The sequence below is a fragment of the Streptomyces sp. NPDC023527 genome (genome assembly GCF_055560115.1).
On record NZ_JBVHJJ010000005.1, the window covers coordinates 307,826 to 321,861 of the forward strand.

The window sequence follows — 14,036 nt, forward strand, 5'->3', positions numbered from 1 at the left end:
GGCCCGACCGGGACGATCACCGTGCCCGCCGAGGCCGTAAAGCTACTCGGCCTGAATCGCGTCTGCCGGGACCTCGAAGATGATCGTGAGTCCGTCGCGCTCGTTCCCCTGCTCTCCGACGCGCGTGAAGCCGAAGCCATCGATGGAGGCCAGGGAGGCGGTGTTGTCGGATCTAATCCTGGCGCGCACGGTCCTGACACCGGGTTCGGCGGCGGCCCTGACGAGCAGCGCCGTCAACATGGCGCGGGCATAGCCCTGGCGGCGGTACCCGGGCACGACGGTGTAGCCGACCTCGACCATGCCGGCCTCGTCCGGCGGCCCGTGGAACCCGGCGTCGCCGACGACCGCCCCGTCCGGCTCGGACACCGCGGCCCGCGTGATCCAGGGCGCGGCAGAGGGGTGCTTGGCGAGCTGGTCGGCGCGATAGCCGAAGATTGAGCGGGCCCGGTCGCAGACGAAGTGTTCGTCAAGGGCGATCCCGGTCTCGGCGCTGCCGTCGGCGAGGTCACCGGCGGCAAGCGCCCGCAGCGCCTTTTCGCTGAGCTCGACGAAGCGGACGCGTTTGGGGATGGGGGGAGGTTCGTTATTCATCGCGGAGATGCTCGCCCAGCTCCGGGTGGCTGTCCACCACTTTACGGCCTCGGCGGACATGATGATCCTTCCGGTCGGGCCGCGACATGAGGAGGGCCGTAAGGGCGCCGCGTCTCCGCAGAGACCCATCTCGCGATCGCCTCACTCGTCTCCGACCGATCCGCGCAGCGGGCCACCCACCGCCGGACGAGCACCGAACTCGTCCTCGTCCGCGACACCGCCCGCTGATCACCCACCAGCCGAACCGCCAGGTCAGCACGCCCGAAGCTCATTTTCCCTCAAGACCGTTACCGACGGGGCGGGGTGGCGGGTGGCGCCGGTGTACTCGCCCGTGGCTGGGCCGGAGCACGGGGTCAGCTGGCGTCGGCCTGCTCTGCACGGGCCCGGGTGGCGGCCAGGCGGTAGGAATCGGTGCCGGTCTCGATGATGTTCCCGCCGAACGTCAGCCGGTCCACGATGGCCGCGCAGAGGCTGGGATCGGTGAACGTCTTGGTCCACCCGCCGAAGGATTCGTTGGAGGCGATGGCCACGCTGTCCTTCTCCTCACGCTCCGTCAGAACCTGGAACAGCAGCTCAGCGCCCCTGCGGTCCAGCTCCATACAGCCGAGCTCATCGGCTCGTTCGCCATCCCGGAACGCTCCCTCGGCTGGCACGTCTCGGTGTGGGCCGCGGAGTACCAGGATCCGGGCACGGATGGCGGACCAAGTGGACGGCAGGCGCTGTTTGCGGTTGCTGGTCTGCCATGCCATAGCCGATTACCCCCGCCTGTGTGATGCGTCCGATTGGGCGGCAACGGCGGAGAAACTCGTATGGCCGGGCCCTAGCTGTCTTTGGTGCCTGCGCCGGCCGAGGGGCGGCCCTACTTCGTGTGCCTCGCGGCGATCGCGGCCCCCGTTGCGATGTGTCGGGGTGTGCGGCGGTCATGTTCCTGACCAACTACCATTTCCAGCCATTGCATATGTGCCAGGTGGGCTCAAAGTGAGCCGTTTGGGGTGGCGGATGGGCGGAGATTCACTGTCGCACATAAAGCGATTCGGTCACGCCAGGGGTGCCGCAACACAGGCGGAAGCCAATCGATGGATTATTGATGGCGAACCGGAGCGTCTTATTTCGATCTCCTCCATTCGGCTAAACGCTGCTTGGCTTTCATTCGCAGACGACACCGACCGAAAGGGGAAGATCATGCGCATAGCACGGAAGCTCCTGGCAGGTATTGCCGCTGCCTCCTTCGCCTGTGCCGGACTCCTTGGCGTATCGGCGGAGCCGGCCGTAGCGGCCGGAAGCCCGAAAGCGGTTAGTTCGCAGTCGACCTCGACCGAAATCAACCGCGATAAGTGGTCGGTGGTCACCACGTTTTTCTCCAGGAATGGCGACGACGTGCCACTGAGGGACGGTGACTCATCCTTCGGCTACAAGCACATCCAAGAGGGACATCCCGAGAATGATTACTCTCTCTTCGCTTGGATATCCGACACCCTGAGGGACGGTGATTACAAGGACGACAAGTTCGACAAGACCAAAGTCATTGTCAGGGCTCAGATGGTCACTGGGGGAACGTTCAGGGTGGTCTACTCTGAGCGTGAGGCGCCGTCCGACCACCGCCCGGTCGGCATCATCACAGCGTTTATTGAGTGACGCCATCGAGGGAGCATGGTGATTGAGTCGCACGACGAGGTAGAGCCTGACCAATGGATTGATCAATTCCGCCAGGCTGTCGAACCCAGACTGCGGAATGATCTCGAATCTGAAGAGGGCTGCGGTGCTCTACAGGGCCTAGCCTTGCGGCACGAAGGTGACGAAGTCTGGGTCTCCGCTTCGTTCTCCATGGCAACGCACTCGGGAGTCACTTTTGTGTGGGATCAGCGAGTGGTGCCTGACCTGAGTGCAGAATGGGATCCGGATTTCGCGGCCATGCTCTACGGCACTCATCTCGTCGAGTGGTTCCACACCAAGGCGAAGAGAACCGCTCCTGATGCGGAAGGCTTCATTCGAAGCTAAGGGCTGTCCCGTAACCGCTGCTCACGGTGAGACGATCTTGCGGTGGCTAGTGTGATCACGGCGTCGGAGTCGTCCTGGACAGGTCCGTTCACAGGGCTCGGCTCGCGCCAGTTCCGCAAGCTGGTGACCGTACTGCGGCGCAAGGAAGCTGGCACGGTCCGCCGGGGGCGGTCATGGGGCCTGCCCTTGGAGGACCGGCTGCTATTGGTCGCGGCTTACTGGCGCACGAACTTGACGATGCGCCAACTCGCCCCATTGTTCGGAGTATCCAAGTCGGCTGCAGACCGCATCATCAACCATCTCGGTCCCCTGCTCGCTCTCCAGCCTCGACAGCGTTTCGCGAAGGACGCCGTGCTCATCGTGGATGGCACCCTGGTGCCCACCCGCGACCACACGGTCGCCGAGCAGTCGAAGAACTACCGGTACTCCACCAACCACCAGGTTGTCATCGACGCCGACAGCCGCCTGGTCGTCGTCATCGGCCGCCCTCTGCCGGGCAAACGCAATGACTGCAAGGCGTGGGCAGAATCCGGCGCGAGGGCCGCCGTCGGACAGACGACAACGATCGCCGACGGCGGCTACCCCGGCACCGGACTCCTCATGCCCCAGCGGCGCCGCAAGGGCGAAGAACTGCCCGACGGGAAGCAGGCGCACAACAAGTCCCACAAGCAAGTCCGCGCCCGCGTCGAGCACGTCTTCGCCCGCATGAAGACCTGGAAGATCCTGCGTGACTGCCGCCTCAAAGGCGACGGCGTCCACCACGCCATCCTCGGCATCGCCCGGCTGCACAACCTTGCTCTCGCGGGACAACTCCCGCCGCATACGAGACCAAAGGGGTCTATGGGAGACGGCTCCCTACCTCGCCGAGTCGGAGGATCCTCAGGCGAGACAGAACTCGTTGCCCTCAATGTCCTGCATCACGATGCAGGACTCGTTCTCGCCATCGGCGCGCATCGTTCGCACATGTACCGCGCCAAGCGCGACCAGCCGTGCGCATTCGGCTTCAAGCGTGGCCAGCCGCTCCTCACCCACGAGCCCGAGACCGGCCCGCACGTCAAGATGCAGCCGGTTCTTGACGACCTTCCCTTCGGGAACGCGCTGGAAGAGCACGCGCGGGCCCACGCCCGAGGGATCACTGCACGCGAAGTAGATCACCTGATCCTCCGGCGGCAGTGAGCGATGGTAGTCCTCCCAAGTGGCGAACCCCGTCGGGACCGGAGGTACGACGTACCCCAGCACCTCGCACCAAAAGCCGGCGAGACGCGCAGGATCCGCGCAGTCGAAGGTCACTTGGAACTGCTTGATCATTGACATCGGCGCACGATAACAGGGGCCCTGCTCATCTCTCCGGGCGGGCGGGTCGCACGTTGCCGGGACTACGGCCCTTGCCATCCGCTGCTGTGTCGTGCGGTCGCAGGGGTGAACCGAGGGCGGTGCCTCCCAAGAGAGATGGGACCCAGGATCCAACCCCGGCCAACCACTCTCGTACCAAAGATCAGTTACGGGACAACCCTTGGGCCGCAGTGCTGTAGTGCCTTTGCGATGCGACGAACATGGCCCCGCCGCCGCTGATCCGGCGCACCACCGTCATCCCGTGCCGTTCCGCGCCCTCGGGGTCGACCTCGTTGCGCAGCGACTGGAAGCTGCCGATGACGACGGCCGGGGCGCCCCACTCCCACACGCGCAGCGTCGGGGGCCGCCGCCCGGCCGCCACCTCGGCCGTCAGCACCTCCTCCAGCGCCATGTGCGGGGCGGGCGGCTGGGGGCCGTCGTGGACGAGCTGCCAGTCGTAGTCCGTCCAGTCGGTGGCATGCGCCAGCGCCCGGCGGACCGCGATCCCCACCGCCTCCGAGGTGAAGCCGAACATCACGGTGCCCTCCGGCAGCGCCGCGTCGACGCGGGCCGCGAGCTGGGGGGCGAGAGTGTCGGCGGGGGCGCCCTCCAGGGCACGGTTGATGTCGAGGAGCGCCTCGTCGGGCTCCAGGAAGAAGTCCCCGGCCACCCGCACGTCGCGCAGCGCCCCGCCGTCGACCTCCAGATCCACGACGACGAGCTTGCCGCCCGGCACCTTGCACTCACCGTGCACGGCGCATCCTCCAGCTTGTTCTCTCCGGCCGGACCGCACGGCCGACAGCGTCATCCACCGTAGCTCCGTCCGCGGGAACCGCTTCCGGCGGTATTGCGCGGGGGTGCGGCCGTCTGGCTGGCTGGTGGCCATGTCTTCCTCGGGGTTCACGACCCGGCCCACCCTTCAGGGCACCTTCGGCATGGTCTCCTCCACCCACTGGCTGGCCTCGCAGTCCGCGATGGCCGTGCTGGAGGGCGGCGGCAACGCCTTCGACGCGGCCGTCGCCGCCGGCTTCGTCCTGCACGTGGTCGAGCCGCACCTCAACGGGCCGGCCGGCGAGGTGCCCGCCCTGCTCGCCCCGGCGGGCGGCCCGGTGCGGGTGCTCTGCGGGCAGGGCCCGGCGCCGGCCGGGGCGAGCGTCGCCCACTACAGCTCGCTCGGTCTGGACCTGGTCCCCGCCACCGGGCCGCTCGCGGCGGCCGTGCCGGGCGCCTTCGACGCCTGGATGCTGCTGCTGCGCGACCACGGCACCAAGCCGCTCTCCGACGTCCTCTCCTACGCCATCGGTTACGCCGAGCACGGCCACGCCCCCGTCGGGAACGTCCGCCGGGCCGTCGAGACCGTGCGGGAACTCTTCACGACCGAGTGGACGGCCTCCGCCGCGCTGTACCTGCCGGACGGCCGCCCGCCCACCCCCGGCACGCTCTTCCGGAACCCCGCACTCGCCGCCACCTGGCGCCGCCTGCTCACCGAGGCCGACGCAGCCGGCGGCAGCCGCGAGCGGCGCATCGACGCCGCCCGCCGCGTCTGGCGCGAGGGCTTCGTCGCCGACGCCCTCCTGCGCACCGCCGCCCGGCCCACCCTCGACACCTCGGGCGAACGGCACACCGCCACCCTCACCGGCGACGACCTCGCCCACTTCCGCGCCACGTACGAGGAACCCGTCACCCACGACTGGAACGGCTGGACCCTCTGCAAGGCCGGCCCCTGGTCGCAGGGTCCGGTCCTGCTCCAGCAGCTCGCCCTGCTCCCGGAGGTCCCCGACATCCCGGAATACGGAACGCCGGACTACGTCCACACCCTCGTCGAGGGCGGCAAGCTCGCCATGGCCGACCGTGAGGCGTGGTACGGGGACGCCGCCGACGACGTGCCGCTGCGCACCCTCCTCTCGGCGGGCTACAACGCCGCCCGCCGCACCTTGATCGGCGACACCGCCTCATACGCCCTGCGGCCCGGCAGCCCCGACGGCCGCACGCCGCTCCTGCCCCGTCCGCCCTGCCTCTCCCAGCAGAGGGCGGCCGGCGCCGGCATGGGCGCGGGCGAGCCGACGGTCGCGGCCGACGGTGCCACCCGCGGTGACACCTGCCACCTCGACATCGTCGACCGCTGGGGCAACATGATCTCCGCGACGCCCAGTGGCGGCTGGCTCCAGTCCAATCCTGTGGTGCCCGAGCTCGGCTTCCCCTTCGGCACCCGCCTGCAGATGGCCTGGCTCGAACCCGGCCTGCCCAATTCCCTCACCCCCGGCCGCCGGCCGCGCACCACGCTGACCCCGTCCCTGGCCCTGCGCGACGGGGAGCCGGTGCTGGCGTTCGGCTCGCCCGGCGGCGACCAGCAGGACCAGTGGCAGCTGCACTTCTTCCTCGCCGTCGCGCTGCGCCGGCCGGTACGCGGCGGCCTCGATCTGCAAGGGGCCGTCGACGCGCCCAACTGGCACCAGGAGTCCTTCCCCAGCTCCTTCCACCCGCGCGCCATGAACCCCGGCGCCGTCACCGTCGAGTCGCGCGTCGGGAAACGGACGATCGCGGAGCTGCGCCGCCGGGGCCATGACGTCACGGTCGGCGGCCCGTGGTCGGAGGGGCGGCTGTGCGCGGTCGCGCGGGACCCGCGCACGGGCGTACTGTCGGCGGCCGCCAACCCGCGCGGCATGCAGGGTTACGCGGTGGGGCGCTGAGCGGCGTTCACCTCCGGGACGCCGGCCGGACGTCATGAGGCCATCACCACACCCCCGCTTGTCAGTGCGGCGTGATTCGATGGACGTATGATCGATGACTTTCTCGCAGGTGACCTGAACGACGTCGAGGAGGCGGTCCGCAAGGCGGCCGCCGCCGAGATCGTGCCCCGCTTCCGGCAGCTCGCCGCGCACGAGATCGTCGAGAAGAACGGCCCGCACGACCTGGTGACCGTCGCCGACCGGCTCGCCGAGGAGCACCTGACCGCCTCCCTCACGTCCCTGCTGCCGGGCTCCGTGGTCGTGGGCGAGGAGGCGGTGCACGCCGACGCGGGCGTGCTCGACGCGCTGCGCGGCGAGGACCCGGTGTGGATCGTCGACCCGGTCGACGGCACCCGGCAGTTCGTCCACGGCGACCCCGGGTTCGCGACGCTCGTCTGCCTGGCCCACCACGGCGAGCTGCTCGCCTCCTGGACGTACGCGCCCGCCCTGGACCTGATGGCGATCGCGCGCCGCGGCGGCGGAGCGCTGCTCAACGGCGTGCCGCTGCGCTCCGGAGCGCCCGAGCCGGGCAAGGTCCTCGAAGTCGCCATATCGCACTACGACTTCACCGACGACGAGCAGAAGCGCGTCCTGGACGCCCTGCGCACCGACGGTGTCGCCCCGCGCCCCTGCGGCTCCGCCGGCCTCGAATACCTGAACGTGGCACGCGGGATCATCGACGCCACGGCCTTCTCGTGGGAGAACGCCTGGGACCACGCGGCGGGGCTGCTGCTGGTCGCCGAGGCGGGCGGCGCGAGCGGGACCGTCGCGGGCGAGCCCTTCCGGACCGGCGGCGGCAACGCCCTGCCCTTCGCCTCCGCGCGGGACGAGGTGACGCTCCGGCATATCCTGGGCCTGCTGGCGTCCGCCGGCTGACCCACAGGGACGAGGGGAGTGGCGCCGGTGCCAAGCATGCTCGACGCGGTCGTCGTAGGCGCCGGGCCCAACGGGCTGACCGCCGCCGTGGAACTGGCCCGCCGCGGCCTGTCCGTCGAGGTGTTCGAGGCCGCTGAGGCCATCGGCGGCGGGGCGCGCACCGAGGAGCTCACGCTCCCCGGCTTCCGCCACGACCCGTGTTCCGCCGTGCACCCCCTCGGCGCGGGCTCGCCCGCCTTCCGGGCGATGCCGCTGGCCCGGCACGGCCTCGAGTGGCTGCACCCCGAGCTGCCCATGGCGCACCCCTTCCCCGACGGCACCGCCGCGGTGCTCGCCCGTGCCGTGGGCGAGAGCGCCCACTCGCTCGGGCCGCACGACGCGGGCGTCTACCGGCGGCTCGTGGCGCCCTTCCACGGCCGGTGGGAGACGGTGGCCGCGGACTTCCTGCGCACCCAGTGGGACGGGCTGCCGCGCGATCCGGCGCTGTACGCGCGCTTCGGCCTGGTCGCCGCCCAGCCGGCGGCCCTGCTGACCCGCCGCTTCCGTGACGCGAAGGCGAAGGCGCTGTTCGCGGGGCTGTCCGCACACGGCATCGCGCCCCTCACCGGGCTCGGGACCGGCGGGATGGCCCTGATCTTCGCGCTCGCGGCGCACGCGGGCGGCTGGCCCGTGCCGCGCGGCGGCTCCCAGGCCGTCGCCGACGCCCTCGCCTCGTATCTGCGCGCCTGCGGCGGCACCGTGCACACCGGCTTCGAGGTCAAGCGCCTGGACGAGCTGCCGCCGGCCCGCGCGTATGTCTTCGACACCTCGCCGACCGCCCTGGCCCGGATCGCCGGGCTCGGCGACGCCTATCGCCGCTTCCGCTACGGCCCCAGCGTGTTCAAGATCGATTACGCGCTGAGCGGCCCGGTGCCCTGGACGTCGCCGGAGGCCCGCCGGGCCGGCACGGTCCACGTCGGCCCGACCTACGGGGAGATCGGCGCCGCCCTGCGCGCCGCCGTCGACGGCCGCGACCCGGACGTCCCCTTCCTCATCACCGCGCAGCCCAGCCTCTTCGACCCGACCCGGGCGCCCGAGGGCAAGCACACCTTCTGGGTGTACGGGCATGTGCCGAGCGGCTGGACGGGCGACGCCACCGAGGTGATCGAGCGCCAGATCGAACGCTTCGCGCCCGGCTTCCGCGATCTGGTGCTGGCCCGCGCCACCGCCGGCCCCCCGCAGCTCGCCGCGCGCAACGCCAACTACATCGGCGGTGACATCGCGACCGGCTCCGTCGCCGGCCTGCGGCTGCTGATCCGTCCCAAGCTCGCCCGCGTGCCCTACGCCACCGCCCACCCCGCCGTCTTCCTGTGCTCCTCGGCGACGCCGCCGGGGCCGGGGGTGCACGGGATGTGCGGCCACCACGCGGCCAAGGCGGTGTGGCGGCGCCTGCGGAGCGGCTCCGCCGGCTAGGCGCCACGGGCTCCGCCCCGCTCCCCCCTGCCTACCGCCCGGGGGTCAGGTCAGGGGCTGCCCGTACGCGTCGATGGCCTTCTTCGCGTCGACCGCGAACTGGCCGACTCCCATCGCGCGCAGCTCCTCCAGGCGCTCGCGGTGGGCCGCCACGGGCTCAAGCGCGGCCCTCGGCCAGGTCGCGGACGACGTCCATGGAGCACCACTGCTTAGGCTGACCGGACAGCCGGTGATTAGAATCGCCTCTCATGTCGAAGCCTGACGAACTGCTCGTTGACGTCGCCGCCCAGGTGGAGTCCGGGCACAGCAATCAGATGTCTCTGACCGTGGTCGCCGGCGGTGCTGTCATCACGGGTCGGCTGGCTCCCGAAGCCGTCTGGAGGCAGCGGGTGTCGGAGGTCCTGGCGGACTCGGCCCGCCTGAGCGATTTCTCCGCCGTCTTCACCGCCACGACGAGCAAGGAGGGGCCGCCCACACATCTGCATTTCCATGTGGCGCGGATTCTGCAGGGCTCGGTGGGCATCCCGGAGACGGGCGGGATGTACCGCGTGGCGATCGAGGACGTCAGTGCCTGGACCATGGGTGACTTCAGCTACTCCGATCACTGACCCTGCCGCCGCGCGCTGAGAATCCCGTCGTTACGCGGTGAGGGTCCGACCGGCGTCTCCCGGTCGGACCCTCACTGCTTTTTTGGTGGCGGCTCGCGCCTGCCCGTCGGTCAGACGGCCGCAGGGGCGCCGAGCATCGCGGAAGCCTGTTGGAACGGGCTGAGGGCGCGCGTGGGCGCGGCGGCCTGGGGCAGGCCGCGGCAGGTGAACCCCAGCTGGGTCATGGCCCGGAGGACTTCGCCGGCACTGAAATCGCGGCGGTCCTGGCGTGTGATGACCTGGCCGACCTGCTTGACGGGGTAGGTGCGGCGGCCGATGATCACGGATTCGCCGAAGACCTGCTCGGGCTTGACGCCCTTCATCGATTCAAGGACGCCGCTCTTGGTGAGGTCGAACGGGAAGCGGGCGATGACACAGCGCATGATGCCTCACAAGGAGAAGAACGAAGGGGGATGGTTCTGCCGCGGTGAGGCGGTTCAGCCGGCAAGGGGGAGGACGCCCGGAGCACTGCCCCGCTCGTCGACGACAGGCAGGGCATCGAGCCGGCGGCAGCACATCGCGTGCTCGGCTTCGATCATCGTGGTCATGGCCGAGGTGAACGGCCCGCGGGCGCCCAGGATGTCGCGCAGCTGGAGCCGGTCCGTATACGCGGGGCTGTCGCGGACTGCGGCGAGCTGAGCCTGGGTGACCAGTCCGGTGCACAGGTCGTCGTTGTCGCAGACGAGCAGGTGCCCGGTGCGGGCGCCGGCCATGACGGACAGGGCGACCTCGACGGTCATGTCGTCACAGACCTGCGGTCCGGCTGCGTCCATGGCGTCGGCCGCCGTACTGCGCACGGGGGTGGCATGCGCCGAGCGGGGCTGCATCTGAACCAGCGTCAAAACGTGCCTCCTGCGGAGATGGGTCCGTTTCCCTGATCACGAAGGTCTCAGGCCGCCGCGTCGAAGGAGGACTGCCGCACGGTCACGCGCCGGGTAGCCGAAGCGGGGCTGCGTCGGCCGCGTGAGGCCGCGCCGCGCTTACGACGCTCGGCCACCGGCGCGGTGATCGTCACGGGGATGCCGGAGGGAGCCTGGGCGCCGGTGATCCGGCTGAGCTCCTCTTCGCCGGAGCGGACCTGGGTGGTCCGGGGCACGATGCCGGCGGCCGTCATGAGGCGGGTCATGTCGCGGCGCTGGTTGGGGGTGACCAGGGTGACGACGCTGCCGGACTCGCCGGCCCGCGCGGTACGGCCACCGCGGTGGAGGTAGTCCTTGTGGTCGGTCGGCGGGTCGACGTTGACGACGAGGTCGAGGTTGTCGACGTGGATGCCGCGCGCCGCGACGTTCGTCGCGACGAGCACGGTGACGTGCCCGGTCTTGAACTGGGCCAGGGTCCGGGTGCGCTGCGGCTGCGACTTCCCCCCGTGCAGGGCGGCGGCCCGCACACCGCTGTTCAGCAGGTCCTGCGTCAGCCGGTCGACGGCGTGCTTGGTGTCCAGGAACATGATCACCCGGCCCTCGCGCGCCGCGATCTCCGTCGTCGTCCGGTGCTTGTCGGCGCCGTGGACGTGCAGCACGTGATGCTCCATCGTGGTGACCGCACCCGCGGACGGGTCGACGGAGTGGACGACCGGATCGGTGAGGTAGCGGCGGACCAGGCGATCGACGTTGCGGTCCAGGGTGGCGGAGAACAGCATCCGCTGGCCCTCGGGGCGGACCTGGTCCAGCAGCGCGGTGACCTGGGGCATGAAGCCCATGTCGGCCATCTGATCGGCCTCGTCCAGGACCGTGATCGCGACCTGGTTCAGCCGGCAGTCACCACGGTCGATGAGGTCCTTGAGGCGGCCCGGCGTCGCGACGACGACCTCGGCACCACCGCGCAGCACACCGGCCTGCCTGCCGATCGACATTCCGCCGACGACGGTGGCCAGGCGCAGCTTGACCGAGCGGGCGTACGGGGCGAGTGCGTCGGTCACCTGCTGCGCCAGCTCACGCGTCGGCACGAGGATCAGGGCGAGCGGCTGGCGGGGCTCGGCGCGCTGTCCGGCGGTGCGGGCCAGCAGGGCCAGGCCGAAGGCGAGGGTCTTGCCGGAGCCGGTGCGCCCGCGACCGAGGGCATCGCGGCCCGCGAGGGTGTTGGGCAGGGTCGCGCCCTGGATCGGGAACGGGACGCTCACGCCTTGCGCGGTGAGTGCGGCCAGCAGTTGCTCGGGCATGTCGAGGTCGGCGAACGCCTCGACGGCGGGCAGGGCGGGAGTGATCGTCTCCGGCAGAGCGAACTCGCCCTGGACCGTTACGGGCCGTCGGCCGTGGCCGCCCTGGCGGCTCGGACTCCCTGAACGGCTCGGGGCGGGCGAGCCGAAGCGGCTGCCCCGGCCTGAACCGGCGCCGGAGCCGAAAGCGGGGCCTCCGGTGCGGCTACGGGTGCGGGAGGAACGGTCGTTCGTACGTGTGGGGTTCATTCAGAACCTTCCTTGATACGGCACGTATCAAGGAATTCCCGCAGCGGAAGAGCAGCGCGGGGAATCACAAGAACGGGCCGAATGAATTTCGAAAGCATCTGGCCTGCGGTGAATCCGAGGTGCGGGGTGCAGGCGATGGAATGGGTGACGTCAGGTGGATGTGAAACCACGACGCCGACCGGGTGCGGCTCCGAAGAGGCGAGCAGCCTTGGAGAAGTGGCTGCGGGTGACGATTGCCCCACGGGTGGAACCACCGCGGGAAATGCTCGCAGCTGGGGCCCGCACCCCGAGGGATGCGGGCCCCAGCTGCGAAGTGCGCGTCAGCGTCAGACGGGGACGATGCTCTCGGCCGTCGGGCCCTTCTGGCCCTGCGCGATATCGAAGGTGACCTTCTGGCCTTCGACCAGCTCACGGAAGCCCTCGGCAGCGATGTTCGAGAAGTGGGCGAACACGTCAGCGCCTCCGCCGTCCTGCTCGATGAAGCCGAAACCCTTTGCCGCGTTGAACCACTTCACGGTGCCAGACGCCATGTCATATCTCCTTTGAGGCAGTACGCCGGGACCCGCAATGCACGGATACCGGGTCGCCGCGATGATGCCCCGCCCGGAAAATGACCGGCAATACAAAAACGCTTCCAGCGGCTGAAAACAGCCGGCGAAGGCGCTTGAAGTTTTTGGGAACCACAACTGCAACTGAGATCGACAGTAGCATGCGATGGTGGCCCGTGTACGGTAAATAATTCCACTCTGTTCATTGCGGTAAAAACACTCCCCGCATGGTGGGTTAAACCCTCACCTCGCGGTCGCAGATATTGGTCCACCCGGAGCACAGCGTTTCGGGGAGAGCGGCCGCCCTTCATGGCCATGTCCGCCAGCGCGAGCGGCGGGCGATGGGCGATGGGCAGTACGCCATCGCCCCTGGCCACACCCTGGGCGACCTGGGCGACAGTGGCGGCCGCGCGGGTGCCGAACATCATGGTGATGGGGCCTGAAGCCGCTTAGGCATGGAATGCGGGGATGATCGCGGAGCCGTAGGCGTCGATCGTGGCCTCCTTCGCGTCGTGCATGGCGTACACCGCGAACTGGTCCACGCCCAGCGCGCGTAGCTCCTCCAGCCGTTCGCGGTGTGCCGAGGCCGGGCCCAGGAGGCAGAAGCGGTCGACGATCTCGTCGGGGACGAAGTCCGTGGAGGGGTTTCCGGCCCGGCCGTGATGGCTGTAGTCATAGCCGTGGCGCCGCTCAATATACGCGGTGAGGGCCTCGGGCACCAGCCCGGAGTGCTCGCCGTAGCGCGCGACGAGGTCGGCGACGTGGTTGCCGACCATGCCGCCGAACCAGCGGCATTGCTCGCGCGCGTGCTCCAGGTCGTCGCCCACATAGGCGGGCGCGGCGACGCAGATGGTGACGGAGTCCGGATCGCGGCCGGCGTCGGAGGCGGCGGTGCGGACGGCCTTGATCATCCACTCGGTCAGGAACGGATCGGCGAGCTGGAGGATGAAGCCGTCGGCCTCCTGGCCGGCGAGGGCGAGCGCCTTGGGGCCGTACGCCCCCATCCAGACGGGCAGCCGGCCGTCCCGCACCCAGGGCAGCTTCAGGGTCGTACCGCCGACGTCCGCCTCGCGGCCCTCGGCCAGCTCGCGGATGATCCGCATCGCATCGCGCAGGGTGGCCAGGGTGTTGGGCTTGCGGCCGGCCACCCGCATCGCCGAGTCGCCGCGGCCGATGCCGCACACGGTGCGGTTGCCGTACATGTCGTTGAGGGTGGCGAAGGTGGATGCCGTGACCTCGGGGGTGCGGGTGGTGGGGTTGGTGACCATGGGACCGACGATGATCCGCTCGGTGTGGTCGAGGATGCGGCTGAGGATGACGAAGGGCTCCTGCCACAGCACGGCCGAGTCGAACGTCCAGCCATAGCGGAAGCCGGCGCCCTCGGCGCGGCGCATGAGGTCCACCACGTCGCCGGCCGGCGGGTCGGTCTGGAGGACGAGTCCGAAGTCCACGGTGGTGC

At 70.0% G+C, this 14,036-nt stretch carries 13 protein-coding genes and 3 pseudogenes; 7 read left to right on the forward strand and 9 right to left on the reverse strand.

Annotated features, from left to right (window positions below; all coding sequences use genetic code 11):
• Nucleotides 1–42: 42 nt before the first annotated feature.
• Together ACZ303_RS12450 and ACZ303_RS12455 are read right to left on the reverse strand one after the other, a co-directional pair.
• A complete protein-coding gene (locus ACZ303_RS12450; RefSeq protein ID WP_467337944.1) occupies nt 43–591 on the reverse strand; it encodes a GNAT family N-acetyltransferase in 549 nt (182 codons plus the stop codon).
• Nucleotides 592–944: 353 nt separating this feature from the next.
• A pseudogene (locus ACZ303_RS12455) lies at nt 945–1,205 on the reverse strand (ATP-binding protein); the annotation flags it as partial.
• Nucleotides 1,206–1,773: 568 nt separating this feature from the next.
• Between ACZ303_RS12455 and ACZ303_RS12460 the strand changes: the two are divergent.
• The 3 genes and pseudogenes from ACZ303_RS12460 to ACZ303_RS12470 form a co-directional block, all read left to right on the forward strand.
• Nucleotides 1,774–2,226: a hypothetical protein gene (locus ACZ303_RS12460; RefSeq protein ID WP_467337946.1), complete on the forward strand. Its 453-nt coding sequence runs from the start codon at nt 1,774–1,776 to the stop codon at nt 2,224–2,226.
• A 15-nt stretch (nt 2,227–2,241) separates the two neighbouring features.
• Complete coding sequence (locus tag ACZ303_RS12465) at nt 2,242–2,589, forward strand: hypothetical protein (RefSeq protein ID WP_467337948.1); 348 nt, start codon at nt 2,242–2,244, stop codon at nt 2,587–2,589.
• 42 nt (nt 2,590–2,631) lie between these two features.
• Nucleotides 2,632–3,396, forward strand: a pseudogene (locus ACZ303_RS12470) (transposase); the annotation flags it as partial.
• A gap of 72 nt (nt 3,397–3,468) precedes the next feature.
• On the opposite strand, the gene ACZ303_RS12475 reads toward ACZ303_RS12470, so the two are convergent.
• Nucleotides 3,469–3,903 (reverse strand): VOC family protein, encoded by a 435-nt coding sequence (locus ACZ303_RS12475; RefSeq protein WP_467337950.1) that lies wholly within the window; start codon nt 3,901–3,903, stop codon nt 3,469–3,471.
• 232 nt (nt 3,904–4,135) lie between these two features.
• A pseudogene (locus ACZ303_RS12480) lies at nt 4,136–4,675 on the reverse strand (lipoate--protein ligase family protein); the annotation flags it as partial.
• Nucleotides 4,676–4,805: 130 nt separating this feature from the next.
• Between ACZ303_RS12480 and ACZ303_RS12485 the strand changes: the two are divergent.
• The 4 genes from ACZ303_RS12485 to ACZ303_RS12500 all read left to right on the forward strand — a co-directional run bounded on the left by ACZ303_RS12485 (nt 4,806) and on the right by ACZ303_RS12500 (nt 9,586).
• Entirely contained in the window at nt 4,806–6,611 is a 1,806-nt protein-coding gene (locus tag ACZ303_RS12485; RefSeq protein ID WP_467337952.1) for a gamma-glutamyltransferase family protein, read from the forward strand.
• 87 nt (nt 6,612–6,698) lie between these two features.
• Entirely contained in the window at nt 6,699–7,526 is an 828-nt protein-coding gene (locus ACZ303_RS12490) for an inositol monophosphatase family protein (protein ID WP_467337954.1), read from the forward strand.
• A gap of 36 nt (nt 7,527–7,562) precedes the next feature.
• A complete protein-coding gene (locus ACZ303_RS12495; RefSeq protein WP_467338208.1) occupies nt 7,563–8,978 on the forward strand; it encodes a phytoene desaturase family protein in 1,416 nt (471 codons plus the stop codon).
• Between the two features lie 248 nt (nt 8,979–9,226).
• Nucleotides 9,227–9,586 (forward strand): hypothetical protein, encoded by a 360-nt coding sequence (locus ACZ303_RS12500; RefSeq protein ID WP_467337956.1) that lies wholly within the window; start codon nt 9,227–9,229, stop codon nt 9,584–9,586.
• Between the two features lie 110 nt (nt 9,587–9,696).
• On the opposite strand, the gene ACZ303_RS12505 is transcribed toward ACZ303_RS12500, so the two are convergent.
• From ACZ303_RS12505 to ACZ303_RS12525, 5 genes are all read right to left on the reverse strand, one after another.
• Complete coding sequence (locus ACZ303_RS12505; RefSeq protein WP_467337958.1) at nt 9,697–10,008, reverse strand: SCO5918 family protein; 312 nt, start codon at nt 10,006–10,008, stop codon at nt 9,697–9,699.
• Nucleotides 10,009–10,062: 54 nt separating this feature from the next.
• A complete protein-coding gene (locus tag ACZ303_RS12510) occupies nt 10,063–10,467 on the reverse strand; it encodes a CBS domain-containing protein (protein WP_467337959.1) in 405 nt (134 codons plus the stop codon).
• A 47-nt stretch (nt 10,468–10,514) separates the two neighbouring features.
• Nucleotides 10,515–12,029, reverse strand: a complete 1,515-nt coding sequence (locus tag ACZ303_RS12515; RefSeq protein ID WP_467337960.1) for a DEAD/DEAH box helicase — start codon at nt 12,027–12,029, stop codon at nt 10,515–10,517.
• Between the two features lie 326 nt (nt 12,030–12,355).
• Complete coding sequence (locus tag ACZ303_RS12520) at nt 12,356–12,559, reverse strand: cold-shock protein (RefSeq protein ID WP_467337962.1); 204 nt, start codon at nt 12,557–12,559, stop codon at nt 12,356–12,358.
• A gap of 467 nt (nt 12,560–13,026) precedes the next feature.
• Nucleotides 13,027–14,028 carry a TIGR03842 family LLM class F420-dependent oxidoreductase gene (locus tag ACZ303_RS12525; protein WP_467337964.1) on the reverse strand — a complete coding sequence of 334 codons (1,002 nt, stop codon included), beginning with the start codon at nt 14,026–14,028 and terminating at the stop codon, nt 13,027–13,029.
• Nucleotides 14,029–14,036: the final 8 nt, after the last annotated feature.